Annotated in this window: 28 protein-coding genes, 1 pseudogene and 1 other annotated feature; of the genes and pseudogenes, 18 read left to right on the forward strand and 11 right to left on the reverse strand. The window is 64.9% G+C overall.

The window, feature by feature from the left end:
• Positions 1-10 precede the first annotated feature (10 nt).
• Genes ACEN9F_RS30665 through ACEN9F_RS30680 form a run of 4 tightly spaced genes read left to right on the forward strand, consistent with a single transcriptional unit; the run spans position 11 to position 1,573 of the window.
• Positions 11-442 (forward strand): hypothetical protein, encoded by a 432-nt coding sequence (locus ACEN9F_RS30665; protein WP_413426424.1) that lies wholly within the window; start codon positions 11-13, stop codon positions 440-442.
• Entirely contained in the window at positions 439-903 is a 465-nt protein-coding gene (locus ACEN9F_RS30670) for a D-Ala-D-Ala carboxypeptidase family metallohydrolase (RefSeq protein WP_413426425.1), read from the forward strand. Before ACEN9F_RS30665 ends, ACEN9F_RS30670 begins: the two co-directional genes overlap by 4 nt.
• Positions 900-1,307 (forward strand): hypothetical protein, encoded by a 408-nt coding sequence (locus tag ACEN9F_RS30675; RefSeq protein ID WP_413426426.1) that lies wholly within the window; start codon positions 900-902, stop codon positions 1,305-1,307. Before ACEN9F_RS30670 ends, ACEN9F_RS30675 begins: the two co-directional genes overlap by 4 nt.
• Complete coding sequence (locus tag ACEN9F_RS30680) at positions 1,304-1,573, forward strand: hypothetical protein (RefSeq protein WP_413426427.1); 270 nt, start codon at positions 1,304-1,306, stop codon at positions 1,571-1,573. The genes ACEN9F_RS30675 and ACEN9F_RS30680 overlap by 4 nt, the downstream gene beginning before the upstream one ends.
• 2 nt (positions 1,574-1,575) lie before the next feature.
• Here the strand turns inward: ACEN9F_RS30680 and ACEN9F_RS30685 are convergent, their stop codons facing one another.
• The 3 genes from ACEN9F_RS30685 to ACEN9F_RS30695 all read right to left on the reverse strand — a co-directional run bounded on the left by ACEN9F_RS30685 (position 1,576) and on the right by ACEN9F_RS30695 (position 3,554).
• The gene (locus tag ACEN9F_RS30685) at positions 1,576-2,544 is read right to left on the reverse strand and encodes a hypothetical protein (protein WP_413426428.1); all 969 of its coding nucleotides are present in this window, start codon (positions 2,542-2,544) and stop codon (positions 1,576-1,578) included.
• Positions 2,545-2,855: 311 nt separating this feature from the next.
• Positions 2,856-3,281: a hypothetical protein gene (locus ACEN9F_RS30690; RefSeq protein WP_413426429.1), complete on the reverse strand. Its 426-nt coding sequence runs from the start codon at positions 3,279-3,281 to the stop codon at positions 2,856-2,858.
• Complete coding sequence (locus ACEN9F_RS30695) at positions 3,282-3,554, reverse strand: DUF4224 domain-containing protein (RefSeq protein WP_413426430.1); 273 nt, start codon at positions 3,552-3,554, stop codon at positions 3,282-3,284.
• 89 nt (positions 3,555-3,643) lie between these two features.
• Here ACEN9F_RS30695 and ACEN9F_RS30700 point away from each other — a divergent pair, with 89 nt between their 5' ends.
• The gene (locus ACEN9F_RS30700; protein WP_413426432.1) at positions 3,644-3,988 is read left to right on the forward strand and encodes a hypothetical protein; all 345 of its coding nucleotides are present in this window, start codon (positions 3,644-3,646) and stop codon (positions 3,986-3,988) included.
• Between the two features lie 9 nt (positions 3,989-3,997).
• A complete protein-coding gene (locus ACEN9F_RS30705; RefSeq protein WP_413426434.1) occupies positions 3,998-4,150 on the forward strand; it encodes an excisionase in 153 nt (50 codons plus the stop codon).
• A gap of 5 nt (positions 4,151-4,155) precedes the next feature.
• On the opposite strand, the gene ACEN9F_RS30710 is transcribed toward ACEN9F_RS30705, so the two are convergent.
• Positions 4,156-5,391: a tyrosine-type recombinase/integrase gene (locus tag ACEN9F_RS30710; RefSeq protein WP_413426436.1), complete on the reverse strand. Its 1,236-nt coding sequence runs from the start codon at positions 5,389-5,391 to the stop codon at positions 4,156-4,158.
• 301 nt (positions 5,392-5,692) lie between these two features.
• On the opposite strand from ACEN9F_RS30710, the gene ACEN9F_RS30715 reads away from it, so the two are divergent.
• A complete protein-coding gene (locus tag ACEN9F_RS30715; protein WP_413426438.1) occupies positions 5,693-5,878 on the forward strand; it encodes an Arm DNA-binding domain-containing protein in 186 nt (61 codons plus the stop codon).
• 283 nt (positions 5,879-6,161) lie between these two features.
• Here ACEN9F_RS30715 and ACEN9F_RS30720 read toward each other — a convergent pair whose 3' ends face one another.
• Positions 6,162-9,872: a CARDB domain-containing protein gene (locus ACEN9F_RS30720; protein WP_413426440.1), complete on the reverse strand. Its 3,711-nt coding sequence runs from the start codon at positions 9,870-9,872 to the stop codon at positions 6,162-6,164.
• Positions 9,873-10,101: 229 nt separating this feature from the next.
• On the opposite strand from ACEN9F_RS30720, the pseudogene ACEN9F_RS30725 reads away from it, so the two are divergent.
• The 7 genes and pseudogenes from ACEN9F_RS30725 to sctV all read left to right on the forward strand — a co-directional run.
• Positions 10,102-10,681: pseudogene (locus ACEN9F_RS30725) on the forward strand (IS3 family transposase); the annotation flags it as partial.
• Positions 10,334-10,438, forward strand: a sequence feature (AL1L pseudoknot). (Overlaps the previous pseudogene by 105 nt.)
• A 181-nt stretch (positions 10,682-10,862) precedes the next feature.
• On the forward strand, positions 10,863-13,217 hold the full coding sequence (locus ACEN9F_RS30730) for a DUF6351 family protein (protein WP_413426442.1): 2,355 nt from the start codon (positions 10,863-10,865) through the stop codon (positions 13,215-13,217).
• Between the two features lie 412 nt (positions 13,218-13,629).
• Positions 13,630-14,820: a hypothetical protein gene (locus ACEN9F_RS30735; RefSeq protein ID WP_413426444.1), complete on the forward strand. Its 1,191-nt coding sequence runs from the start codon at positions 13,630-13,632 to the stop codon at positions 14,818-14,820.
• The gene (locus ACEN9F_RS30740; protein ID WP_413426446.1) at positions 14,817-15,155 is read left to right on the forward strand and encodes a hypothetical protein; all 339 of its coding nucleotides are present in this window, start codon (positions 14,817-14,819) and stop codon (positions 15,153-15,155) included. The genes ACEN9F_RS30735 and ACEN9F_RS30740 overlap by 4 nt, the downstream gene beginning before the upstream one ends.
• Entirely contained in the window at positions 15,152-15,595 is a 444-nt protein-coding gene (locus ACEN9F_RS30745; protein ID WP_413426448.1) for a hypothetical protein, read from the forward strand. The genes ACEN9F_RS30740 and ACEN9F_RS30745 overlap by 4 nt, the downstream gene beginning before the upstream one ends.
• Positions 15,592-15,876, forward strand: a complete 285-nt coding sequence (locus ACEN9F_RS30750) for a hypothetical protein (RefSeq protein ID WP_413426450.1) — start codon at positions 15,592-15,594, stop codon at positions 15,874-15,876. Before ACEN9F_RS30745 ends, ACEN9F_RS30750 begins: the two co-directional genes overlap by 4 nt.
• Positions 15,877-15,949: 73 nt before the next feature.
• Positions 15,950-18,043 carry a type III secretion system export apparatus subunit SctV gene (gene sctV, locus ACEN9F_RS30755; protein WP_413426452.1) on the forward strand — a complete coding sequence of 698 codons (2,094 nt, stop codon included), beginning with the start codon at positions 15,950-15,952 and terminating at the stop codon, positions 18,041-18,043.
• A gap of 69 nt (positions 18,044-18,112) precedes the next feature.
• Here sctV and ACEN9F_RS30760 read toward each other — a convergent pair whose 3' ends face one another.
• The 6 genes from ACEN9F_RS30760 to ACEN9F_RS30785 form a co-directional block, all read right to left on the reverse strand.
• Entirely contained in the window at positions 18,113-18,871 is a 759-nt protein-coding gene (locus ACEN9F_RS30760; RefSeq protein ID WP_413426454.1) for a hypothetical protein, read from the reverse strand.
• Positions 18,872-18,972: 101 nt separating this feature from the next.
• Complete coding sequence (locus ACEN9F_RS30765; protein ID WP_413426456.1) at positions 18,973-19,596, reverse strand: HrpE/YscL family type III secretion apparatus protein; 624 nt, start codon at positions 19,594-19,596, stop codon at positions 18,973-18,975.
• A 38-nt stretch (positions 19,597-19,634) separates the two neighbouring features.
• Positions 19,635-20,255 (reverse strand): hypothetical protein, encoded by a 621-nt coding sequence (locus ACEN9F_RS30770; RefSeq protein ID WP_413426458.1) that lies wholly within the window; start codon positions 20,253-20,255, stop codon positions 19,635-19,637.
• A 3-nt stretch (positions 20,256-20,258) separates the two neighbouring features.
• A complete protein-coding gene (sctJ, locus tag ACEN9F_RS30775) occupies positions 20,259-21,083 on the reverse strand; it encodes a type III secretion system inner membrane ring lipoprotein SctJ (protein WP_413426460.1) in 825 nt (274 codons plus the stop codon).
• 2 nt (positions 21,084-21,085) lie between these two features.
• Positions 21,086-21,520: an EscI/YscI/HrpB family type III secretion system inner rod protein gene (locus tag ACEN9F_RS30780; protein WP_413426462.1), complete on the reverse strand. Its 435-nt coding sequence runs from the start codon at positions 21,518-21,520 to the stop codon at positions 21,086-21,088.
• 74 nt (positions 21,521-21,594) lie between these two features.
• Positions 21,595-22,740, reverse strand: a complete 1,146-nt coding sequence (locus tag ACEN9F_RS30785) for a hypothetical protein (RefSeq protein ID WP_413426464.1) — start codon at positions 22,738-22,740, stop codon at positions 21,595-21,597.
• A 202-nt stretch (positions 22,741-22,942) separates the two neighbouring features.
• Between ACEN9F_RS30785 and ACEN9F_RS30790 the strand changes: the two genes are divergently transcribed.
• Genes ACEN9F_RS30790 through ACEN9F_RS30805 form a run of 4 tightly spaced genes read left to right on the forward strand, consistent with a single transcriptional unit; the run spans position 22,943 to position 25,982 of the window.
• Positions 22,943-23,176 (forward strand): hypothetical protein, encoded by a 234-nt coding sequence (locus ACEN9F_RS30790; RefSeq protein ID WP_413426466.1) that lies wholly within the window; start codon positions 22,943-22,945, stop codon positions 23,174-23,176.
• A gap of 3 nt (positions 23,177-23,179) precedes the next feature.
• The gene (locus ACEN9F_RS30795) at positions 23,180-23,605 is read left to right on the forward strand and encodes a hypothetical protein (RefSeq protein WP_413426468.1); all 426 of its coding nucleotides are present in this window, start codon (positions 23,180-23,182) and stop codon (positions 23,603-23,605) included.
• The gene (gene sctC, locus ACEN9F_RS30800; protein WP_413426470.1) at positions 23,602-25,527 is read left to right on the forward strand and encodes a type III secretion system outer membrane ring subunit SctC; all 1,926 of its coding nucleotides are present in this window, start codon (positions 23,602-23,604) and stop codon (positions 25,525-25,527) included. Before ACEN9F_RS30795 ends, sctC begins: the two co-directional genes overlap by 4 nt.
• Positions 25,518-25,982, forward strand: coding sequence for a hypothetical protein (locus ACEN9F_RS30805; RefSeq protein WP_413426472.1), 465 nt, complete (start codon positions 25,518-25,520; stop codon positions 25,980-25,982). Before sctC ends, ACEN9F_RS30805 begins: the two co-directional genes overlap by 10 nt.
• Positions 25,983-26,020: the final 38 nt, after the last annotated feature.

Raw genomic sequence — 26,020 nt, forward strand, 5'->3', positions numbered from 1 at the left:
GAAAGCTACCATGCCAATTGAAACCACCACAGCCGGCGGTGCCGCGCTGATTAAAATCTTCGGCGTCCCTGTGCTGGCCGGCGCCGCGGCGACCGCGTTCGCCTTCCTGTTCATGTGGCCGAAGACGCTGAAGGAAGCGTTCATGCGCCTCATGTGCACCATCGCCACCTCCGGCATCGCTGGCCCGTTCCTGGTGATCGCCGTGCACAGCTGGTGGCCGTCGCTGTTCGATTCCGCCAAAGCCGTCGCTGCGCTGTATGGCGCCGACCCGGCATTGGGCGTGCTGTTCGTGGCCGGCCCGCTGCTAGTCGCCGCCGGGCTGCCTGCCTGGTGGGTTATCGGCGGCCTGGTCCGTTGGCTTGATCGCCGCAAAGACAAGGACCTGGGCGAGATGGTGCAGGACGCTGCTGCTGTGGTCCGTGATGCGCGAGGTGCCCTGTGAACCTCGCTAAGAACTTCACATTGGCCGAGCTGACCCATTCGGATAAAGCCGCGCTGCTCGGCCTGGACAACACGCTGACCCCGGCCATCATCGAAGAGCTGCGGCTGACGGCCGCCATGCTGCAGCGCATCCGGGACTACCTATCCACGCTGCGCGGCCGCGACACGCCGATGTCCGACATCAGCGGCTACCGGTCGCTGGCGGTAAATCGCGCCGCGGGCAGCTCGGATACGAGCGATCACGTCAAGGGCAAGGCTGCCGACTTCAAGACCGCAGGCATGTCACCCATCGAGGTCTGCCAGGCGCTGCTGCCGAAGATGGCAGAATTCGGCATCGAGCAGATGATCAACGAGTTGACCTGGGTGCATGTTGGTCGCGGCAAGCAGGCCAACCCCATCAACCGAGTGCTGACGATCGATAAGCACGGCACGCGGCCGGGCATCGTGCCAGTGCGGCCATGAGCGCGCTCGGTGAGGTGGTTGGCGCCGCCGGCGGGGCGGTGACGGGCGGCCTATGGAAGGTCGGCGCCATCGTGCTGGCCATCCTGCTGCTTGTCACAGGTGGCGGCCTTGGCTTCGGATGGTGGCTGGCGGCGCACGATCGAGACGTGGCGCGTGCCGACTTGAAGACGGAGCAGGGTGTCAGCGCCGCGCTGCGTGCCGGCATCAATACCCAGAACGCAGCGATCATCACGCTGGGCCAGGAAAAGCTGGAAGCCGAGAAGCGCGGCCTTGCCGCTCAGCAGCTCGCCGCGGCGAACGGGCGCCGCTTCGACGGCGCGCTGGCCAAGCTGGAGGGGGCTCGCGCGATCACGTGCGCCGAGGCCATGCCGGCCGTCAACCAGCTGCTGAAGGATATCCGATGAATGTTTCGAAATTGCGAAATTTCGCAAGTTGCGGTGCTGTTGCTCTGCTGGCCGGCTGCGGCGCCGCGCCGCCGATCACGCAGCAGGTCGACGTTCCAGTCTACGTTCCCTGCGTGAAGGCGGCGCCGGCGCGCCCGGAGTTCGAGTTCGATAAGCTGCCTTTGGACGCGCCCGACGGCGAGAAGGTTCTGGCGCTGGCGCGGGACTGGCCGCGCGGTCGGACTTACGAGGGAAAGCTGGAGGCAGTTATTTCTGGCTGTTTATAAAATCATTTTTCCTTCGGTTTTTTCGGTTCGATAGAAGACACCTGTCCACCCTTGAGAAGAATATTCGAATTCGTGACGCCTTTTAAAACAAGTTCATACGGGTGCTCTGCCCCTTTTTCTCTTTCCGAACGATTGACTAGAAGCGTTTTAATAATCTCCACGTCGCGATCCGTAGTTGGTTTTCCCGCAGGCAGACGGTGAAGGAAATCAGAAACATCATGATAATGTTTTTGCGCTTCCTTAATGCCTATAAGCGTCAAAATCCGAGAATTAGAGGAGCGATATACGTAGATAATGAACGTCGCTAAACTAATATACAAACCTAGGATAACTTGCTTTGTGACATCCGTCGTCTCAATTTTAAAGACTGCGAAATTCGAAATTATCACAAGATTGAAGACGATAAAAAGGTTGATCATCGCAGTCCGAACGCTAAGGGACGTTCGCAAATTTCGTTCTGTAGTCTGGTCAAGCTCAAATCTTGCGTCATCACGCGAAGTTTGTTCACCTAAGGATGCCCGAATCGATAGTAATGTATTCAAATCAAATACAGCTGTATCGTCACGCAATAAATCTATTATTTTTTTATCTAACACCGACTGCAAGTTTGCTGGGCTTTCTATAGGGGTATGATCAAATTCCATATTAATTTTTTGATCAAGCGCCGGATCAGTGGATTGCAAAGTTGCTTCGGAATGAATCGCTACTTCTTGGGAAGTCGCGTTAAATCTCTGTTCCATTGTTTGTTTGAGATTTCTTATTTCGTCGAGTAACTCATCAATTTGGCGTCTTGTTCGCTTACTTTCCACCGTCTTGAGACTGACGAAGAAGTTTTCGAAGATGGTATTTGCCGCTCGAATTATGACATCTGGAAATTTAATGGCGAATACAAGAGCCGCAACACCAGTGACTACAATTTGCGGGATGTTGTTACTGAGCAAAAACTCTATGAAATGCTTGAAATTTTCCATTTTGATTTGGCAATATTGTTTGAGCAAGCGAATGGATTTCGCTTGCTTGGTCGGGCAGCTGTTGCGAGATCGTACGCGGTACTTGGATTTTTGGCAATGCTCATAGGAAAGCAAAAGTCAAGCAACCGTGTCGCTTGAGGGGCGCCTTGGGCGAAATTTTGGCGAAAAAACAGACCGCAACCGACCTCCACAAACCCATATGAATTGTTTAGATGCAATATCTATAAGGCCTGCGTCGGTCTGCGTCAGTTTTTGTTTCTAGCATCGCATTTGCTTATTGGAAGCGGTGCCTGTAGCTCGCCCAAGTTCGACTACTTCCCCCACCGCGCTATCCATTCGTCGACGGCCTTTAGATTGATCCATAGCCGCCCATCCACAAGTTTGCACTGATTCCCATCGAGCCACTTGCCGGCTTTGCGGCGAGACTGGACCGCATCCACGGTGTCCCCCGAAATATCGATGTAACGATCCAGCTTCACCCACGTCATCGGGTATCGATCGTCCATGGCCTTCGCCGCCGCATCTTGCAAGGTATGCTCGATCCGCTCAATCAGGTGTGCGATCGAGCGCGCTTCTTGCCCGTGATCGCGGTCATACACGCTAGACAGCGGCGCATCACTGAAAGCCAAACCCTTCAGCGCTCGCCTACGGCCGTGCGCGGCCAACTCTCTCTCATCCATATCGGCGATGTCGCGGAGCACGGCTTGTGCCACCTTCAATTTTTCTTCAATTCCCATCTAACTCTTTCGCAGGCCTGGAGGGATCCACTCTTTCTTCAGTGGCTCGATGACTGACTTGCCACCCTCGACGGTCGATCGCGCCACCACGGCATGTCCGATCCCGTTCACGAAGAATGGTACGCTCATGGCGCGCAGGGCTTCAATCTGGCGCGATTTGCTCTTGCGGCCGGTCAGGACAGTTATTTCGTCTGGAGTAAGAAATGTCCTCGGGGCAGCCTCCAATCGCTCCACGCGCCGCAATAGATCGGCAATCAGTTCACTGTAGCTCATATAGATTCCACCTCCTCTTCCGCGGATGGTGCACTGAGTTTACCTCACTGGGTTAATATGGGATTGAAACCGATTGATTAGGAGCGAAGGTGACTGTACTGGTACGTGAAGAACTGCATACACAGGTTTGGCATGTGCCGCCCGGCGTCCTATCTCGCCGGCTCGGAATCACTTCAGCCAAGCTTCGAGAGGCTTGCAGGAAAATGAGCATCCCGGTGCCTCAAGCCGACTACTGGCGCAGTTTGAAGGCTGGCGGCGGGGTGGTGGTCCCCGACCTTCTTCCCCATGACGGCGAGGACACCTTTGAATTCGACCTTCCGAGAAAACAGTCCATTGTCGAATGGGTCCTTGAAAGTAAGCAGCCGAGGCAGCAGTCAGAGATCGCGGCCCCGCAGCCTCAGGTGAAACCGCAAGCGCCGCCGGCCGCGCCGTGATACCTACCGTTGAAGGTTTGGGCGGACCAGGTCTTCGGCGAGCACCCACCGCACTACAACACGTTGCTGCGATGGATCCATGAGGGCCGCATTCAGCCGCCGGCGAAGAAGATGGGCCGGCACTACTACCTTCGACCGGAGGCGGAATATCGGGAAGACTAGGAGGCCTACGCCGCCACGCCGCGTATTGGTGTCACCTTGGACGCCACCGGCACGACCGCGCAGTAATCGGCCCAAACCTGCATGAGCATCACGCGCTTGTCCAGCAGATCGCCACGCCGGTATGCTGCCTCAGTTTTATCGGGCAGGCTGTGGGCCAGCGCGTGTTCGCAGACCTCGCGGGGGAACGAGTTGGCGACGGATTCGGAGCACCAATCGCGGAAGGTCGACCGGAATCCGTGGACGGTGATGTCATCGTGGCCCATGCGACGCAAGACGGCCGTCAGGCTCATATCGGACAATGCCGAGCTCTTTTTTTGCCCAGGAAAAACCAGCGCATCCGTTTGTGGCATAGCCTTGATCAGAGCCAGCGCTGACGTGGACAGCGGCACGCGGTGCTCACGTCCGGCCTTCATGCGCTCTGCAGGGATCGTCCACACCGCTTCTTCGAGATCGATCTCGTCCCAAGCCGCACCGCGCACTTCGCCCGATCTTGTCGCCGTCAGAATCGCGAAGTTCACCGCGCGCGCTGCGACACCATCACGCGCGCGCAGGCTGACCATAAAGGCCCCCAATTGTTGCCAAGGCAGAGCAGGGTGATGTACCACCTTCGATACCTTCCCTGGATCGGCGAGCAAGTTCTCAAGATGACCACGCCAGCGCGCTGGGTTTTCTCCAAATCGAAACTTGCTGACCGTCGCCCAATCCAGGATGCTTTCGATGCGGCCGCGCAGCCTGGTTGCAGTTTCCGTCTTCGATTGCCAGATCGGACTTAGGACCTTGACGACCAGTGCTGTGTCGACGGCCGCCACAGGCAGGGCACCGATGATCGGGCCGGCGTAGGTGGCCAGAGTGCTTTTCCATTGACTAGCGTGCTTGACGTTCTTCCAACTGCTGCGGTGCGCTTCGATGTAGGCCGAGGCGCATTGGTCGAAGGTAACCATCTTCGCGCGCTCGATTGCGTCGGTTAGTCTGGTGGCATTGCGGGTCTCCAGCGGATCTCGGCCGTCGAGTAAAACAGAGCGGCACTCCTTCGCCTTTGCGCGCGCTTCGGTCATGTTGACCGTATGCACGGCGCCGAGTCCCATCTCACGTTGCTTGCCGCCGAAGGTGAAGCGAAAAATCCAGCTTTTGGACCCAGACTTGGACACCTGCAGCCACAGACCTGCGCCATCACCGTAGTATCCCGGCTTTGTCATTTTGCTTATCGCCATTGGGCTAAGCTTTTCCACCTTCTTCGCCATTTCTACCCCCATCTGTACCCACATCTGATGGCTGGATTGTAGCGTACCCTACCGAATCCTAACGGACAATATTTTCTCTCTAGCCCGGAGAATCACCAAGCGTAGCGGACTCATCAGGATTGTATCGGACAACATCTAGGCGGACACCGTCTCCGCCAGAATCAGAAAAAAAGCCCCAGAAATGGGGCTTTTTTTCGTCCGTCATAGGCAGCTCGCTTGATCTTTGTCCGGGGACGTCCGGTAACATCCGGTGCGATCTTTGGTTACAAGGTAGATAGGCGGGACAGGCGGAGGGCCGAATATGTCGAGGCTACTCAACAAATTGTCCGCGCTGCGGGTGGCCCGGCCGAGCCCGCCGGGACTGTACGGCGATGGCGGCGGCCTGTGGCTGCAGGTGTCGGCGACCGGCTCGAAAAGCTGGGTGTTCCGTTACTGTAATGATCCAGTGAAATCTGCTTCAAATTGCGTCGCTGTCTGCGCGGCTTGAGCATCTCGGTCTCGAGCCATCCCGATAGCTGCAATGAGTATTTGTCGAGCGTGCCGGCGCTCGCCGCTCCGCATAGGAGGGCTCTGTGATTTCCGAGTGCAGATAGCGCCGGACGGTGTTGCGCAAGATGCCAAGTCGCCTGGCGATCTCTCTAAGGGGACCTGGTCACGAAGGTGTCCGGGTGGCTCAAGGCCGAAGTGACTAAGCCGCGTAAGCAGCGAGGTAACTCCGGCGCAAGGCCGGAGTGTTCTCACTTCCACGCAATTACGGCCGCAACGGTGTATCAGGGAATAACGCCAGTCACCGTGAAGCTGCTGGAGTTGTTTTTCAAATGCGCCTGCGGCACACCGGTTACCGTGGTGGTGTTGAAGGTTGCCGCTCCCACCGCCGTGGCACGGATCTCAACGCCGTAGGTACCGCTGGTGACAATCTGGGCACCGGTGTGCGTCACCGTAGCCCCGGTCGACGGTTCCTCGATAAGCACCGCCGCATACGTGCTGTCCTCGATGAGATTGTTGTTCAACGTGATCGTCGGGTTGGCGATCTTGCCCGAGCTGGCAACCCAGTATTCCCAGATCGCGCCGATGTTGTAGAGATAGTCATGGTGGTATGAACCCGCACGCACCAGCTTATTGCCGGAAATGTCCAGCGTGCCGGTGAGCGAAGGCGGACTGAAGTTAGTGCCGAACTGGATACCGCCGCCATTGTCGATGATGTCGACAATCAGGTTAGCCTTGACGACATTGTTCTCACCGCCGTAGATGCCTATGCCATTGGCCAGGCCAGGCAGCTGGATCGTGTTGTTCTGGAACGTGTTGCCGGTATTCAGATGCGTATCCGACCACATGGCCAAGCCATCGTCGCCCGTGTTGCGCACGACATTGTTGGACACCGTGCTGTTGCTCGTGCCGTAGTGGAGATTCAAGCCATCGGCCCAGGTGTCGCGGATGCGGCAGTTGGTGATGGTGGCGCTGCTGACCAATCCGGCCTGGCTGTACGACTGGGTGGTCCACACACCCACCTTGGTATGTTCGAACCACACGTTGTTGATCGTCGAATTGCTGAAGTTGCCTTCCGCACCCGACACGCCATCGTCGTCATCACGCAGCACATCATCAGCCGAGATTTTCAGGTCGGACAAATTGCTGCCGCCGCCCTTGGCATAAACGCCGGCGAAGTCACCTTGCAGCGTGCTGGTCCAGATCCCGGTGCCCCGGAGGGAGACCCCTGCTGGCAGGTAGATACGGGTGCCGGCGCCACTCCAGCCCGGGCCGGCGACGCCATTGTTGAAGTCGAAGGTGCCCGCAGGAATCCAGACGCCGACCTTGGCGCCAGCCGAAGTAACGACCGCGGCAATGGCGTTGTTCATGGCCGTGGTGTCGTCGATGCCGTCGTTGGCGACGGCGCCGTAGGCGTTGATGTTGACGAAATTCGACGGCATGGTCAGCGCGGCAGGGATAGGCTCGAGTTCCACGAAGTCCACCGTGACACTGGCCGTGGTCGAGAAGTTTAGATTCGACGTTTCCCGCATCAGTTTGATCGTCGTTCCGGCCGGGTAGGAGGCGTCGAGGACGACGGCGACTTCGTCATAGAAACGGTGCGGATTGGCCGGCGTGGCCGCTGGATTGTTCGACCAGTGCTTGTTGCCGCCTTCGGTGCCCCACGTGCCGTAGATCCAGCTGTACTTGTTGGTCAATACCAGGTCGGTCTTCTTGACGCCGTTGACATACAGGCTGAGACCGGCGTTGTAGGCCGCGCCATTGGCGGTATCAGGGATGGAGTAGCGCAGCACCAGCCCTTGTCCCGCGGCGGTCGTGGTGATTTGCGCATATTGGCCCGCGGAGCTCAGTTTCACCGCGGCCCGGCCCGATGCTTCGGACGACAGCTGACCCCATGCGCGGCTGCCCGAGATCAAGGCGCCGGTGTAGCTGCCCGCTTCAGCTTCGTAGGTGATGTACGGCATGGAAGCACCGTAGGCCGCAGTGCTCAGGATGGTGCTGAACGCGTTGTTCGTCTTGTCGGACTCGGCGATGGCGTTGTTGCTGTCGACCACAGCGGTGATGGTCGGCGCCGATCCGGCCATCGCCCAGGTGCCGGTGTCTTGCGCCAGGGTGATCGAGGCGCCGGCAGCCAGGGAACTGCTATAGTTGCTGACCGACGCGACCACGGTGCCATTGACCGCGAACGTGATCTTGTTCGTCGTGCCGGCCGGGGTAGCGCCCGGTCCCTGATTTTTGACGGTGGCGCTGAAGGTCACGGCCTGGCCTGCCGACGGCACTGCCGGACTCCAGGTGATGCTGGTGACAACCAGGTCCGGCTTGGCCGCTGGCCGCGCGGGAACCGCCCCCTTCATTTCAAAGGCCCATTGCGTGCTGCCCCAGGCGTTGCTGATGGCGTAGCTCTGGACAAATCCCTTCTGCCCTTCGATTGTCGCATACCACGAGCTCTGCGCCACGCTCCGGAGGTTGTAGTAACCCGAGTTCGATGCTGCCGGTATGTCGAACAAGACGTTATTCGGCGCCGGGTCCGAATAAGTCGTCGTCAGCGAATCGGCGGAGCTTGCCACGCCGGTGATCGAGATATAGTTGCCGGTCGAAGCATTCCAAAGCGCCTTGTGCCCGCCCTGATCCACCAGCGCCCATTGCGAAGTCGGGTCGCTGGCCGCCGGCGTTCCGTACATGACCTTGCCGCCGGACTCGTACAGATAGAGGGTCGGTTGCCAGAAATTCCGAATCCGGTACAGGCCGTTCGACAAGGCCGGCGCAGCGCCGACAGTCAGGGAGGCTGACAAGGTATTGTTGGCCTCGTTGGTTTCGGCGATCAGGTTTTGGTCGTCGACATAGGCTTGCACCGTGTGAGTTCCTCCCGTCGAGGCCCAGGACGCTGTGCCCGCCGGTCCATTGTTGGCGGTCAACGTGACGGAAGCGCCGGCGGCCAGCGATGTGGTAGCGGTGTCGGACCAATTGACCTGGGTTCCGTCGACACTGAAGCTAACGCCGATTTTTACGCCCGCAGGCTTCGCTGCCGTGCCCTGGTTTTTGACAACGGCCGTGAACGTCACCGCGCCAGGCGCTTGCGGATTGGTCGGAGTCCAGGTCAGGCTCGTGACCACCAGATCGACGCCGCCCGAAGGCGTGCTGACGGTGAAAGGCGCCGACAGCGTATTGTTCGATTCATTGCCTTCGGCGATCAGGTTCTGGTCGTCGACATAGGCTTGAACCGTGTGGGCCCCCACTGTTGCCGTCCACGTGGCGCCCGCAGGTCCGCCATTGGCGGTCAGGGTCACGGAAGCACCGGCTGCCAGGGACGAGGTAGCGTTATCGGACCAGGCAACTTGGACGCCATCCACGGTGAAGTTGACGCCATGCTTGATCGATGGGGTGGCGGTGCCTCCCTGGTTCTTGATGGTCGCGCTGAAGGCCATGGCGTTGTCAGTTTGGGGCGAGACCGGGGTCCAGGCTACGCTGGTCACCACCAGGTCGGCCGGGCCGGCCCCGGCCGAGGTCACCGTCAGGCTGTCGAGGTTGGCGTTGCCGCTGTCGGTCGTGTCGTATCGATACGTGACGGTATTGTTTCCGGCATTAAGCGTCGCGGTCTCGTTCTGTGTCGACCAACTGTTCCAGTCGGCGGTCGCATTCAGCGTGGTCTGCTTGAGCCTGGTGCCATTGATGTACAGGCTCATGGTCCTGCTCGTACCTGTGCCGTTCGCATAGCGCAGTCCCAAGGCGTACGACCCAGCCGCCGCGACATTCACCGTCATGGCCGTTTGCGCGTTGCCTTTATTGGCATCGATGAAGCCACCGGCAAAGCCCGTGCCGGTGTAACCGGAATGGTCGGTTTGTACAGTTGCGCCGCCTGTCAACGCACCCGATTCCGCCTGGTAAACGGCGGCGCTGGCCGTTGACGAGAAACCTGGCAAGGCTGCGCCAAGGATCACCAACCAGAGCAGTGCCAAAAAAAGCCTCTGGTGAAAAGACTCCTGATTTAATCTCATGTCATATCTCCTTTTTATGGTTTTTTTTTAATCGCGCGAGGCCGCTATCCGCACTTAATTGTGCAGCCAAATTTCAAACACTGTCTTCAGGTCAGCTTTACGTCGACTTCAGGCGGTACCGCCGACTAAGGCATCGCTCATGGCAATGCCCTTCGCAATAAAGTACTATTTATGAAATTGAATCGGACCGGAAATCCGGGCGGCTCCAATCTTTGAGAGAAAGGAGCCTATGAACAAGAAATCTGTACGTTTTTCCTCGGAAGTAATTGAGCGCGCCGTGCGCATGGTCGAGTAATCGGCCAGCCAGCATGATGCTCAGTGGGCCGCGATCACGTCGATCGCCAACAAGATCGGCTTTACGCCGGAAACGCTGCGACGCCGGGTACGGCAGCATGAAGCCGAGGCAGGCCTTCGTGTCGGGCCGACAACGGCCGAGCAAGAGCGAATCTGCGCCTGGCCAGCGCTTGTTTCGTCCAGGCGGAGCTCGACCACCGCTTTAAGCCTTGATGGCTTTTATCGATCAGCACCGCAGCATGTACGGCGTCGAGCGGCTTTGTAGGCTGCCGCAGCTGCTGCGCGAGCGCTTTGAGGTGGCTCGCTGCACCGTGGAGCGCTTGATGCGCCGGGCTGGACTGCGCGGGGTGATACGAGGCAAAGTCGTGCGCACCACAGTGAGCGATGCGGCCGCGCCTTGCCCGTTGGATCGAGTGAATCGTCAGTTCCGGGCCGACCACCCTAACCAGCTTTGGATGTCTGACTTCACGTACGTATCGACATGGCAGGGTTTTGTTTATGTTGCCTTCGTCATCGCAACGGTTTGTTCAAAGCGAACTGATCCACCGCCGCGTGCCGAGGGCGCGACGTATGCGTCAACTGCGGCGTCATGGCCCCTATGCCTGAGCGCATTATCACTTCCCTAACGGAAACATGAGTTACACTGTTTGCAATTCGACAAACAACAGTTTCCATCGGGGGAGGGCCTTTTTCGTCATGAGCTTAGAAATCCTGCATACGCCACCTGAGAAGGCCATCCAACTGGCCACCTGGTCACCAAGCGCCACATTCAGGAGCGCCGTCCTGGCCTGCGTCGCCGGCGCGGCGCTGGCCGCCTGCGGCAGCGGCGACCACCCGCCGCCGGCCGTGGTCGCGGCGCCGACGGTGACGCTGCTGTCGGCCAAAGCCGAATACGCGGCGGGCGGCTCGGTGCTCATCGGGATCGTGCCGCCGCCTTCCAGCGGCGCGACGTCCACCCCGTCGACGATCGTCGTGACGCTCAACGGCAACAACGTCGCCTCGGCATTCTCACCGGACCCAGCCAACCCCGGCCACCTGATCGGCGTGGTCAGCGGCTTGAAGGACGGCGCCAATGTGCTGTCCGCATCCGCCGGCGGCGACACCGCCTCGCTCACCGTCACCAGCTATCCGGCTGCCGGCCCGGTCCTCTCCGGCACCCCGATCGCGCCCTTCAACTGCCAGACCCAGGACTTCGTGCTGCCCGATGGCGCCAAGCTGGGCGCCGCGCTGGATGCGAACTGCAGCGTCGCCACGCGCGTGCACTACCTCTACCTGGCCAAGGGCGGGACGGCGCTGCAGCCGCTGCCCGGCACGGCCGCGCTGCCGACCGATGTCGCGACCACCACCACCACGGCGGGCGTCAGCGTACCCTTCATCGTGCGCGTGGAGACCGGCTCGATGAACCGCGGCGTCTACCAGAGCGCCATCCTGTTCAATCCCGTCTCGGACGCGCCACCCGGCCCGCGCAGCGCGCCGCCCGCATGGAACCGGCGCCTGATCGCGGTCCACGGCACCGGCTGCGCCGCCGGCTGGTACATCCAGGGCGCGGCGATGGGCGTCAGCCCCTATACGGCGACCAACATGCAGCGCCTCGGCGAAGGCTACGCGGTCTTCACCAACACGCTCAATCACCCGACCAACAGCTGCAACGCGCACCTGGCCGGCGAGACCACGATGATGGGCAAGCAGCACTTCATCGAAACCTTCGGCGTGCCGGCCTTCACGGTCAGCGTCGGTTCGTCGGGCGGCGCGTACACCAGCCTGCAGATCGCCGACGCCTTCCCCGGCCTGTTCGACGGCGTCTTCGTCGATGCGACCTTCCCCGACGCGATGGTGATCGCCATGACGGCCATGGACGACAAGCTGCTCAACCACTATTACACCGGCGCCAACGCCGCCGGCGTGAGCGAACAGCAGATGGTCGGCGTCTCCGGCCACAAATCGGCGCGCGCCTGGTACGACCTGGCGGTGCAGGCCGGCCGCACCGATCCGCTATCGGGCCGCGTCGAAACCATTCCGACGCAGGGCTCCCTGGGCGGCGGCTATCTATCCGGCGCCTTCAACGCGGCGGTGCCGGTGGCGCAGCGCTGGGATCCCGTCGCCAATCCGACGGGCGCGCGTGCCACCGTCTTCGACGCCAACCGCAATGTGTATGGCGTCGACGCCCAGGGCTATGCCTTGCGCCCGTTCGACAACGTCGGCGTGCAGTATGGCCTGGCACAACTGAACGACGGTACGCTCACGCTCGACCAGTTCCTGGACCTGAACGAGAAGATCGGCGGCTACGACCGCGACGGCAACTACACCAGCGCCCGCACCACCGGCTCGCCGACGGCCATCAAGCGCGCCTACCGGTTCGGCTTGCAGCTCGGCGGCAACGGCGGCCTGGCGACCATCCCGGTGTTCGACCTGTCCAACTTCTACGACGAGGATAACTATTACCACTACCAGTGGTTCCACTTCGCGGTGCGCGAGCGCATGCTGAAGGCCAATGGCGACACGCGCAACCATGTCATGTGGCGCGGCGGCGCTTCGTTCGCCGACCTGTTCGGACTCAGCACGCCGGGCAAGGCCGAACGCGCGGCCATCAACGCCAAGGCCCAAGGCCAGGCCTGGCCGCTGTTCATCCAGTGGGTGGCCGCGTACAAGGCCGACAAGGCCGCCGGCGCGCAGCGCGACAAGGTCATCGCCGGCAAGCCGGCGGCGGCGGTCGACGGCTGCTTCACCTTCTCCAGCGCGCCGCAGTTCATCGCGGAGACCCAGACGCCGGCCAGCACCGGCGCGGCGGGCGGTTGCAACGCGATCTGGCCGACCTGGAGTTATCCGCGCGCGCAGGCCGGCGCGTCGATCGCCGCCGATAAACTCAAGTGCGAACTCAAGCCGGTCAGCATGGCCGACTACAAGGTCGTCATCGACGCGGCCCGCCTGGCCCGCCTGAAAGCGATCTTCGCCGACGGTGTCTGCGACTGGAGCAAACCGGGCGTGAACCAGACCGGCGTGACGGCCTATCCGTCCGCAGGACCGTCTGGCGTGAATCTGATCGAGCGTTGATGCGGTGACGATCAACCCCAAACGGCCGCGCGATCGTCAGCTTGACCTTCGCAGAGCTGGGCGGCATCGGAAGTCGGCAGGGGGTATTCCAGCGATGCAGACAGCATCCTGATGCATGGAACCAAGCGCGCCTTGCAGCGCACTTATGGCGGCAAGGGCGTCGTCGCGCGGACGGCGCCGGCATGCATCTACTTTCTTGAGGAGGGACGCCGAAAGCCGGCGCGGTCAAGTCCGCCGGCGGGAAGCGTCCGCATCGACACCATGGCACCGTCACGACGCCCGCTACGCTTTCCACCACTTACTCCCGCAGCCCCGGTGCTGCCGCCCGATCCAGCCTCGGACCCCAGCCCGCGCCGCCGCAGGGGGCTGGAGCGGAAGGCCGCCGTCGGCCCGCGTCCGCTGTAGCCGCATCATGGCGATACAATCGATCTCCACCATGGCGCAGCAGCCGGCCGCGCTGACGGCGGTGCAGGCAGCCGCAGCCACCGCCGCGCCGGCCGCAGCCGACAGCAAGGCCATGGGCAAGGCCGGCTTCGACGACCTGGCCGGCATGGGCGCGGTCCACCACGTGCATACCGCCAAGGTACGCACGCCGCTGGCGCGCCGCCTGTCGCGCACGCTGGCGCCGCAGCATCCCGCCGGTCATGACGATCACGACACGCCGCTGAAGACGGCGGCCGTGCAACTGATCGAGTCCCTGTCCCGGCCCGGGGACGATGGCCTCGAACGCTGGCAGGGCACGCACGATCCGCTGCAGCAGCAGATGCTGCTGGAGCAGGCCCGCCAACTGCTGGAACAGCAGCCCGACGACGACGGCCGGCGCGAGCGCCTGGGCGCCAGGCTGGATGCGATGCAGGCCGACCTGGCCGCGCGTCACGGCGCCGCCGTCGCCGAGGGCAAGCGCCACGCCGAGGCATTCGAGGGCGCGCTGGCCACGCTGGACGCCGCCGCGACGGCCGGCGACGGCCCCGGCACGCTGTCCGATTTGCGGCGTCAGTTCGGCGCGCCGGCCAGCGGCCGCCGCGACGCGCCGCTGGCGCCCACCGCGCTGCTCGACGCCATGCTCAAGCATGCTGGCCCGGCTGGCGCCGGCGCCGCGCTGGGCCGGCCGCCGGCGCAGATGCATGAGGAATTGCGGCGCCGAGGCCGCTCCGGTCCGCGCCTGTGGCTGTCGCTGCAGGACGCCGCCTGCTTCCAGCTGGTGAACACCAGCTATGCGCTGGCCGGCGACCTGCGCCGCGAATTGTCGGAGCAGGCCGAAACCGCGCCGCTGGCCGGGCAGGGCGCGCTGGCCAGGCTGTTGCTGCGCCTGGGCGAACCGGAAGTCGGCCAGGCCGAGCCGCTGCTGCGCCAGCTGGCCGACATGCGGCGCCTGACGCCGCGCCAGCGCGCCGCCGCCTGCCGCGCGTTGCGCGGCGTCATCGCGCGCTGCCCGGATGGCATGTGGGGCGGCGAGGCGCTGCCGCAGCGCAACCGCCTGCTCGACCAGTTGCAGCAGATGACCATCGAACACCATGCCGCGTTGCCGACCCTGTCGACAGCGCCCGACGACGCGCTGCAATCGCGGCTGCGTCTGGACCACCAAAGCGCCGGGAGCACATGATGGAACAAGCAGCAGCCCAGCTGGTGCGGCAGGCCAGGGATGGCCAGGTCGTGATGCAGCAGGCACAGGCCGATGACCTGCAACTACTGGCCTACCCGCTGCCGGACGGCGCGCTGGTGGCGCTCGGCTTCGACCGCGACAGCGCGCACCGCGTGCTGCCCGAGAGCGCGCTGCGCCGCCGCGCCGCCATGCCGGCGCGCTATGCCGGCTGGCTGCCGGCCATGCTGGGCGACGGCAGCTGGTACGTGGTGCGGCGCCTGCGCGACGATGCGTCCGGCGAGGCGGCGCTGCCGGACGCGGCGCAATGGCAGGCGGCGCGGGAGCTGCTGGCATGAGCCGCGTCTCATCGAGCGGCGCCGGCCGCGCCGAAGGACTGGCCGGCGACGGCTACGGCGACATCGCCGGGCCGCCGGCCCTGGACCGCAGCCAGCCGGTCAACCGCACCGACCTGACGCCGTGGGAGGAGTCGGCCTCGCTGCTGCCGTCGACGCCGGCCGGCCAGGAAACGCTGGCGCCGCTGACGCGCTTTCTCGGCGCCGCGCTGACGGTGGCCAATCCGGCCTGGTCGCGCGACCCCTTGCCCGGTCTGCGCGCGTTGCAAAAGCGGCTGGTCGACTATTCGCTGGCGCTGGATCCAGAACAGCGCGACGACAGCATGGCCGCGATCCTGGTGGTGGAGGACGCCGTGCGGTTGCGGCTGCGGCTGCAGCAGATGGAACTGGCCCGCTATGGCGCCGACGCCGAACCCTCGTTGCCCACCGGAGCCGACGCATGAAACTACGACAGCGCCACACCCCGATGCCGGTCGACCTGAGCGTGGCCATCGGCCTGCTGTGGGGCCACCTGAACACCGGCCAGTTCGAGCAGGCCTACCGCCTCGGCCGCGTCTGCCGGCGCATCTGGCCGGACGAGGAGCGCCTGGCGTTGCTGGTGGCCTACGCCCAGGTCGAATTGTTCGACGGTCCCGACCAGGACACCGGCGAACTGCTGGCGCGCGACGCCGGCTGCCCATCCTGGACCGCCGTGCTGGCGCGCCGCTGCGGCGCCGGCGGCTGAGCCCATCCCCTCCACCGGAACCGCCGGCCCGGCCGGCGGCTGTTCCACCCCGTTCACCGCGCAAGGAAACCTCATGCTCAACAAAATCGTCATGTCCCTCAACGAGCTCGCCGCCCGCATGGCGAAGCGGGCCGAACTGGCGGCCGCCGCGCTGGTGATCGCCATCGTCTTCATGCTGGTGCTGCCGATGCCGGCCTGGCTGCTCGACATCCTGATCGCGCTCAACCTGTGCGCCGCCGGCTTGATGGTGGTGGTGTCGATGTACATGGCCGGGCCGACCGCGTTCTCCACCTTCCCCACGGTGCTGCTGCTGACCACGCTGTTCCGGCTGGCGCTGGAGGTCGCCACCACGCGCCTGATCCTGTTGGAGGGCAACGCCGGCCACATCGTCGAGACCTTCGGCAACTTCGTCGTCGGCGGCAACCTGGTGGTCGGCCTGGTGATCTTCCTGATCCTGACCGTGGTGCAGTTCATCGTCATCACCAAGGGTTCCGAGCGGGTCTCCGAAGTGTCGGCGCGCTTCTCGCTGGACGCCATGCCGGGCAAGCAGATGTCGATCGACAGCGATCTGCGGGCAGGCATCCTGACCGCCGACGAGGCCAAGAAAAAGCGCGCGCTGCTGGGCCAGGAGAGCCAGTTGCACGGCGCCATGGACGGCGCCATGAAGTTCGTCAAGGGCGACTCGATCGCCGGCATCTTCATCGTCGTCGTCAACCTGGTGGGCGGCATCGCCATCGGCATCCTGCAGCACAACCTGACGGCGGCCGACGCCGTGCGCGTGTATTCCATCCTGTCGATCGGCGACGCCCTGATCGCGCAGATCCCGGCGCTGCTGATCTCGCTGGCGGCCGGCATGATCACCACCCGCGTGCCGGCCAACGACGAGAAGCCGGGCGAGGCCGCCAGCAACATCGGCCAGGACATCGCCGCCCAGCTGTTCGGCGAGCCGCGCGCCTTGCTGACGGCGGCCGCCATCATGCTGCTGTTCGGCTTCATTCCGGGCATGCCGACCACCGTCTTCATGCTGCTGGCGCTGCTGCTCGGCGCCGGCGGCGCGGCCGGCATGCTCAAGCCGCGCGCGATGGCGGCGCGCCAGCGCAAGACGGCCGAGGTGGAGCGCAAGAACGCCGGCATCGTCGACCTGACCACCTTCACCGCGACCCGGCCGTTCACGGTGCGCATGCCGCTGGCGCTGCGCGGCACGGCGGCGGCCAACAGCATCACCAGCGCGGTGCGCGTCATGCGCAACAATGTGCTGGACCAGAAGGGCATTCCGGACCTGCAGCCGATCGACTTCGAATACCAGGCCTCGGTGCCGGCCGGCCGCATCCACTTCCTGATGGCGGAAGTCCCGCTGATCGACGTCGAGATGCGCAGCGGCTGGGCCGCCACCACCGAATCGGTCGAGCGCCTTGACGAGCTGGGCTTCACGGCGTTGGAGGACAGCCTGGCCGGCACGCGCCGCCGCCGCGTCTGGGTGCCGCTGAACGACGAAGCGGGCCTGCGGGCGGCCGGGGTGCGCTACCTGGGCTGGGAGCTGGTGTTCGCGGCCGACGTCGAAGTCGAGATGCTGCGCAACTGCCAGATGTTCATCGGCGTGCACGAGGTGCAGCGCTTCACCGCCTGGGCCGACCGCCGCTTCCCGGAGCTGGGCAAGGAAATCGCCAAGACCGTGACGCTGCCGCGCCTGACCGAGGTGATCCAGCGCCTGGCGCGCGAGGGCATCTCGTTACGCAACGCGCGCCTGCTGCTGGAAACCACGCTGGAGTGGGCGCCGAAGGAGCGCGATCCGGACGTCATCGCCGACTACGTGCGGCTGGCGTTCAAGCGTCAGCTGTGCCATGAAGTGGCGCGCGACGGCCTGATCGAGGTGGTGCTGCTGGCGCCGGAGCTGGAGGAGCAGTTGCGCAGCGCGTTGCGCCAGACCAGCCAGGGTACCTACCTGGAGCTGGAGCCGGAGCTGGAGCAGGCCATCCTCGACCGCCTGGGCCAGCTGTCGGGCACCGGCGGCACGCCGGCCGCGCCGCCGGTATTGGTGACGGCGGCCGACATCCGCCGCGCGGTGCGTAACCTGATCGAGGAGGAGTTCTTTTCGGTGCCGGTGTTTGCCTTCGCCGAACTGACCCAGCATAGCCGGGTGCAGCCGGTCGGCATGATCGAGGTCTAGCGGGGAAGGAAAGAAGACCAACGAAAAAGCGGCCCGTCGGGCCGCTTTGCTGTTTCCGCCTTGCTGTTTTCAGATCGCGCTGGTGGCGATCTGGTTGGCGCGCTTGTTGATATCGGCGACCATCTTCATCATCGACAGGATGTTCTCCATCAGCATGGCCATGCGCATTTCAATTTCCTTGGCCCTGAGCTGGGCCGACGGGCTGTGCATGTCGCCGTCGAGGGCGAGGGCGGCCTGCTCCTTCTCCAGCGCTTCCAGCTTGCTCAGTTGCTGCTGGATGCTGCCATGGTGCGGCTGCTGCGACGGTTGCGATACGTGCGGATGCGGTTGCGCGGGATGAAGCGGCTGCGTGGCCGTGGACGCTGGCTGGGGTTGGGCGGGTGGCGACGTGCCATTCTGGTTTGCTTCGAGTTGCAGGATCCGCGCATGGAGGTCGTCGATTTCGCGCTGTTTCGCCTGCATATCGGGATCGGCCGCCAGGCTGTCGGCATGCTGCTCGATCAACGACTGGACGCCTTCGGGCAGCGATTTCAGGAATTCCCCCGCCTTGCCCAGCAGCTCGTGCTGATTGTCTCCCTTGCTCTCCTGGAGTTGTAACAGCAGCAAGCCCGCTTGCTCCTCCTGTACCTCGTCGAGGGATGCGAAGTCGATCGCGTGCGTCAGCTTTGCTTCCATTTTGTTGTTGTAGTCCAGGCGCAGGTTCCTTTCCTTGACGCCGCCTCTATGGCGCGCGGCCGCCAGCGATGCCGAGGAGTTGCCAGGCGGCGTGTGCGAGGGGGGCGGCTGCGGCGCAGGTTGCGGTTCGGAATTGACATGGCTGGGAATCATGTGCGCTGGGGAGGTGGAAGAGGAGGTGGCGGGAACGGCAGGTGGCATGGTGTCTCCAGGGAGGGTGGGTGGAACTGCGAAGACGGCGTTGTCGGGCGCCGTCAGGAAAGGGGAATGTCGTCGTCGGTGTCGATTGCCGGCAGGGCGGCGCGCTGGAACGCCGCCCGGAGCGCGGCGGCGCCCGCCGTGAAATCGGCGCGCCATTCGCCGCCGCCCGCTTCCAGGCGGCAGGCGCCGCGCGGCAGCGTGGCGTCGGTCTTGCGCTCCCAGGCCGGCTCCGCCGGCGCCAGCGCGCTGTCGTCGGGATGCAGGTACAGCACCGGCTGCGCCAGCGTGCGCGGGGTTTCCTGCAGCAGGCGGCGGCAGCTGGCGGCCAGCCGCTCGCGCGGCGTGGTCTCGGCCAGCACGCGGTCGAATAGGGCCAGCGTCAGGTCGACCGCGATCGCCTGCGCGCCCTGCAGCAATTGCGCATGGCGCTGTTCGAGTTGCAGCAGCAGCGCGGCCGCGCTGGCCAGCGCCTGCTGCTCGGCGTCGCGCACCGCCTCGCGCGCCTCGTCGGCGGCGCGCAGGCGCAGTTGGTCGGCCTCGCGCCTGGCGTCGTCCAGGATGTGACCGGCGGCGGCGCGCGCGTCGCGGGTCAGCGTCAGCGCCTCCGCGCGCCACACGCCGTGCTCGGCGCGCAGCAGGGACTCGGTGGTGATCTTGGCGACACAGAAGTCGTTCATGGGAGTGCCTTGTTCAAGGTGGAAAAGTGGCGGCCCGCTCAGGCGGCGTGCATGGCGCGCGCGCGGCACAGCAGCCAGCAGCGCCGGACGCGGGCCGCAGTGGCGGCGCCCAGCGGCAGCGGCATGGCGGCCAGCAGGTCGGCGATGCGGGCGGTGGTGGCGGCGTCGAGGCCGGCGCGCAGGCGCGGCCACAGGCCGGGAAAGGCCGCCTGCAGATGGCAGGCCAGTTCGCACAGGCCGCGCAGTTCCAGCGTGTCGCTGGCAACGTAGGATTCCCGGCCATAGCAGGCCAGCGGCTGGGTGGCGGCCGTGCGCAGGCACCAGCCGCGCTCGGCGGCGGACAGCTTGGCCAGCGCCGCCGCGTCCTGCGTGCGCGCCGCCAGCAGGCCGCCGAACAGCCGCGCGGCGGGGCCGAGCGCGGCGGGATCGGTGCCGGCGGCCTCGGCCCAGGCCGGATCGAAGCTGGGCGGCAGGCCGGGCGCCAGGTCCAGCTGCGCGCACCACAGTCGATAGCCGTCGCGTAGCGACAGGGCGCCCGTCATGGCGGCGTGCGGCGACCGGTCCGGGGCGGCGCGCCAAGGGGCGAACCACCAGTCGACAAAGGCGTCGGGCAGCGGCGCGCAGGCCGGAACCTGGGCGAATGAGCTGGCGGCGGTCATCGCTTATTCCTGCGCGGCGGCGTCGGCGGTGAAGGCCGGCGGCTTGCCGAAATGGCTCTTGATCCAGGCCGCCATGCCGGGGTGGTAGCGGCACAGCGCAAACAGCAGGCCGACCAGCATCAACGCCATCAGCAGCGCCAGGCCGAGCAGCGTCAAGCTGAGCGCCATCGCCGAGCCGGCCTGCACGCGGAACGGCCCGACATTGCTCCATTCGATGACCGGCGCCGTGTAGGCGCTGGACGCCATCACCACCGATACCTTGGCCCGGCCGTTTTCACCCGACAGCCCGGGGATGCTGGAGGCCACCAGCTGGCGGATGCGCGGCAGCAGCGTGTCCTCGTCCACCGTGCCGTGGTACTTGAGGAATACGGCGGCCGACGACGGCTGGATCGGCTCGCCCGGCGCGATGCGCTCGGGCAACACCACGTGCACCCGCGCCGAGATGACGTTGTCGAACTGCTGCAGCGTCGATTCGAGTTCGGCCGACAGGCCGTGGATGTAGCGCGCCCGTTCTTCCAGCGGGGTGGAAATCATGCTGTCCTTCTTGAAGATCTGGCCCAGGTCGGACAGCGCGCGGCGCGGCAGGCCGGCCGCCTGCATCGCCGTGGTGGCGCGCGCGATGTCGTCGGCGTTCAAGGTCAGCGTCACGCCCTCCTTGGTGGTGACTTTCTGCGCGTCGATGCCATAGCGGCTCAGCAGCGTGACGATTTCGTTGGCGTCGGCGTCGTTCAGGCCGACCTGCAGGTTGGCGCGGTTGCCGCAGCCGGCCAGCAGCGCGCACAGCGCCAGCGGCAGGAGGGTGGCCAGGAGGAGGCGGAGCGGCTTCATGGTTATTGCAGCTTGGTGAGCTGGTCGAGCGCCGTGGCGGCCTTGGCGGCGGCCTTGGACACGAACTGCACGCGGGTCTGGTAGTCGCTCAACGCCAGCATGGCCTTCATCAGCTGCATCGAGTCGCCCGAGCGGGTGGCTTGCTCCAGGGTCTTGGAAATATATTGCTGGTCTTTCTGCAGCTCGCCGGACAGGGCCGTGGCGCGCTGCATCACGCGCTCGCCGAGCGTGGCCGGACCGGCGCCCGGGTGCGCGCCGGCCACCGGGCCTGCGGCCTTGGACACGGCGCCGCTGTCTTGGCCGATGTGGCGCGCCATGATCTCGCGGAATTCGGCGTCGCTGACGGGACTGAGGTGCAGCACGTCCTTGCCGGCGGCGGCGCTGCCTGCGGCGTCGGGGACGGGGGCCGGCAATTTGCTGCTGAGAATATCGGGCATGTGCATGGCTGTACTCGCGGTTGGTGTAGGGGAGGTGAAAACGCGCCCGGCTTGCGCCGGGCGCGCCGGCCTGTTTACATGTTCAGGCCGGATTTGGCGGTCGCCAGCACGGCCGCGTACGCGTCCGGACTGATGTCCTTGCTGATGACGCGGCGATGGCCGTCCGCCGTCTCATAGGCAACCACGCCCGCGTCCTCCATGGCCGGCGTGGTGTAGGCGCGGTAGACATCGTTTGGCGGATTCTTGTCGCGGTTCAGCGAGAAGCTGCCGTCGCCGTTGTCGCCGGCGCCCGGTTTCGCCGTTTCCTTGCCGTCGCCCACGCGCTTGTCGCCCAGCGGGCCCCATTTGCCGGACTGGTTCGCATCGAGATTCCAGCGGTTGGAGTCGTTGGTCAGGTTCCAGGTGTTGATGTTTTTCATCGTAGCCTGGAAGCCGGCCGGATTGTCGTAGGCGCTGACGAACTTGTCGCCGACCTGGATCACGGTGTTGTTGGTGCCCTCGACGAAGCCGTAGGTCTTGCCCTGGAATTCGGTGACCGGAATGCCGTTGGCGCTCATCACCTTGTGGTCGGCGTCGGTCGACGTGTCGTCGTCGGTTTCGCGGTAGCTGGCGATCTTCTCGTTGTATTTCTGGTCGGAGAAGCGGCGCGTTTCCGGATCGTTCGGAATCGGCGGCGGCGTGTAACCCGTTGGCGTCGGGGTGGGTGTCGGCGTCGGGGTTGGCGTTGGCGTTGGCGTTGGCGTAGGAGTCGGCGTCGGCGTAGGCGTAGGCGTAGGCGTAGGCGTAGGCGTAGGAGTTGGGGTTGGCGTCGGGGTAGGCGTAGGCGTAGGAGTCGGCGTTGGCGTAGGCGTAGGCGTAGGCGTAGGCGTCGGGGTTGGAGTCGGCGTAGGTGTCGGAGTAGGGGTAGGCGTCGGAGTAGGCGTCGGCGTCGGCGTCGGCGTCAGGCCGCTCCACTGCATGAAGGCCTGGAACAGGCCGGTTTTCTTGGTATCGCCGGACTCATGGCCGCAGGAAGAATGTTCGCCGGCGTCCGCTTCGGCCGCCAGCGCCGCCTGCTGGGCGCCGATCACGTTATCGCCGTGCTGGGTTTTGCTGCCGATGACCTGACCGTCCTGGATCAGCGTCTCGGTGGTTTCGTCGCGTTCCTTGTCGTAGCTGATCTGCAGCTGGACCTCGTTGTGGGCGCCGCCGGTCAGCGTCACCTGATTGGTAATAGCCATCGTCTTTCCTTCATAAAAATGGTTGAGCGGAGAATGTTCTGAATGCAGCGGATAAGTGTTGCGGCCGCCGCGAAGGTTCCGGCCGCCCGGGCTGGATATTTTTTTTCGTTTTAAGCGAACTAAATGGGAACGGGCTGCCACTCATCAGCAATGCCGGGCTGTCGCCGCTGCCGTTCATCATCCGCCACGAGGAAGAAATAGCATGTCCCACGATAACAATCCGATCACGCATGCGCTGCGGCGCCTGGAAAAACACTTCGACGAGAGCGACCGCCAGATGCGCGACTTCATGGCGGCCGACGCCGCCGGCGAACAGCCGGACCCCAAGGATTTCATGCAGATGCTGGAGCAGCGCTCGGTCAGCCGGCGCGCGATGGAAGCGCAATTCAAGCTGCATGAAAAGCCGCTGAAGACCGTCCTCACCGAGGCCAAGTAAGACATGGACGATCACGACCAACTGGCCCGGTGGCTGCAGGCGCAGCCGCTTGGAGCGCGGGTCGCCATCGACGGCGAGTCGGTCTGGCTGCAGCCGGGCGAAGGCGGTGCGGAGCTGGCGGCATGCCTGTGGCACGATCCCAGCCGCGAACAGGTGCTGGCGGCGATGCGGTATGGCTTTGCCAGCGCACAGGAATTCTATGCCGGGCTCAGCCTGGCCGACGACGGCCGTGGCCTGGTGCTCAGCTGCTGGCTGCCGTCCTGCCGCGGTTGGAGCGACGCCGCGCCGGCGCTGGAGCAGTTGCTCGATCAGCTGGCCGTATGGCGCGCCGCGTTGGCGCCGCCTTCCGAGCGCCAGCGCCCGGGCGGCGGCAGCGCCGCGCGCCACGAGCAGCGCATGCGCAATCTGCTGACCGGAGCATGGTCATGATGTGGCCGCGCCTGGCCGTCATCGCCAGAGGCGTGCTGCTGGCCGCGTGCCTGGTACAGGCGGCACCGGCCGCCGCCGTGGCGCCCGCCAGCTGGAACGACACCGGCTTCGCCATCGACGCCAAGGGCATGCGCCTGGGCCGCGTGCTCGAGCAGTTCGGCGCCGCCTACGGGGTCCAGGTCAACAGCAGCGTCACCGATGCCGTGCTGCCCAATATGCGGCTCAAGGCGGCCACCGGCACCGAGTTCCTGGACCGCCTCGCCGCCAGCGCCAACTTCCGCTGGTTCGTCTACAACGAGACGGTGTATGTGGTCCCGCGCGGCGAGCAGATCTCGGTGCGGCTGCAGGTGGGCGAAGATGCGGTGCAGGACGCCAAGACCGCGCTGATCGGCGTGGGCCTGTTCGACGCACGCTTCGGCTGGGGCGAGCTGCCCGACGAAGGCGTGATCATCGTCAGCGGCCCGCGCGTCTACGTCGACCTGGTGCGCTCGCTGCTGCTGCCGGACCGCAAGCAGCAGGAGGCCGCCGCCAGCGGCAGGCAGGTCATGGTGTTCCGGCTGAAGTACGCCAGCGCCGCGGACCGTACCATCACCACCCGTGGCCAGAAGGAGCTGGTGCCGGGCATTAAAAGCATCCTGGCCCGGCTGCTCGACAGCGACCAGGCGCAGAAGGAGAGCGCGGTGCCGGGCAACGAATTCGACGCCGCCAGCAGCAAGCATTCGCGTCGCGGGCCGGTCGGCAAGGGCGGTGCGCAGGAGGCCGGAGCGCATGCCGCCGATGCGGCCGAGGACAGCCGCCGCGCCAAGGCGGCCGGCGCCGCCCGCAGCGAGCGGGTTCGCATCGACGCCGATCCTTCGCTCAACGCCATCATCATCTACGACGACGTCGCCAAGCGCGCCACCTACCAGGCGCTGATCGCGGAGCTGGACATCGAGCCGCGCCAGATCGAGATCGAGGCGCTGATCGTCGATATCGACCGCAGCAAGTTGAGCGAATTGGGCGTGGAGTGGAGCGTCAAGAGCGGCAACACGACCTCCACCATCAACGCCAGCGGCGGCGATTCGCAGGGCGTCGATTTGCCGCTGCCCGGCGCCACGCTGCTGATTAATAACGCCGGCCGCTTCTATGCGCGCCTGAAGGCGATGGAGGGCAACGGCGACGCCCGCGTGCTGGCCAAGCCGACCGTGCTCACACTGGACAACGTGGCGGCGGTGCTGGACCTGAGTCAGACCGCGTATGTGCCGCTGGTCGGCGAGCGCGTGGCCGACCTGGCCGACATCACCGTCGGCACCATGCTGCGCGTGGTGCCGCGCATCGTGCAGGAGGGCGCGGTGATGCGGGTGCGGCTGGAGGTCGATATCGAGGATGGCTCGATGGACAAGAACACCACCAAGAACAGCGTGACCCGTTCCAACATCAGCAGCCAGGCCATCGTCGACGCCCAGCAGACGCTGATGATCGGTGGCTACCATGCGGAGTCGGTATCGCGGCAAAACCAGAAGGTGCCGCTGCTGGGCGATGTGCCGCTGCTCGGCAACCTGTTCCGCAGTTCCAGCGAAACGCACAGCACGCGCGAGCGCCTGTTCCTGATCACGCCGCGCATCACGACCAGCGCCGGCATGGCGGCGGCCGAGCTGTCGAAGGCGAACAAGGCGGCGCGCCGCCTGGCTGCGGCCGAACAGCGGCAGCAGGCGCGCGCGAACGAGGCGGTTGCCGCCGCACCTGCCGCACCCGCTGCCGCCGTTGCCGCACCCGCTGTATCCTCCGTATCCGCCGCCGGCGCGCCGGCGGTGGTGGCGACAGGCGCTTCGACAACCGCCAACGCGGCGCCGCCGTTCCGCCGTCTGTCGCTGGCCGATACGATGTGGCCGAAAAAGCCGCGCACCGTGGTTTGCAAGCGGCAGGCGCTGGCATGGCAATGACCGGCGCCATGGCGCGGCGCCTCGGCTGGCTGCTGCTGGCGATGCTGGCCATGCCGGCGGCGCAGGCGGCGCTGTTCAAGTATGTGGATCCGCTCACGCGCATGGCCAGCTACACCAATTTCCGTCCGTCCCAGCCGGGTGCGCGGGAGCTGGTGTTGCGGCCGGAACCGCCGCCGCGCCGTGCCGCATCTCGCGGCGGCGCCACGCCAACGACGCATGCCGCACCAGGCGGCCGAACGCCGCCGCCGATGCTGGGCGCTGCCAACTTCCCCCGCATCGACGCGGAGCGCCAGCGCGAGCTCGACGCCGACAGAAAACACATCATCGGCAGCGAGCTGCTGGCCGCACAGGCCGAGCTGGCGCGCCTGCTGGCCGGTCGGGCTCCGGCCGACCGCGTCGGCCGCCGTCGCAGCGATGTCGCCGCGCTGCAGCGCGAACTGGCGCGCCTTCAATAATCAACCGGCGCGCGCGCCCATCCTTCCCCCCCATCCGC

The sequence above is a fragment of the Duganella sp. CT11-25 genome (assembly GCF_047302815.1).
Classification (GTDB): Bacteria; Pseudomonadota; Gammaproteobacteria; order Burkholderiales; family Burkholderiaceae_D; genus Rugamonas.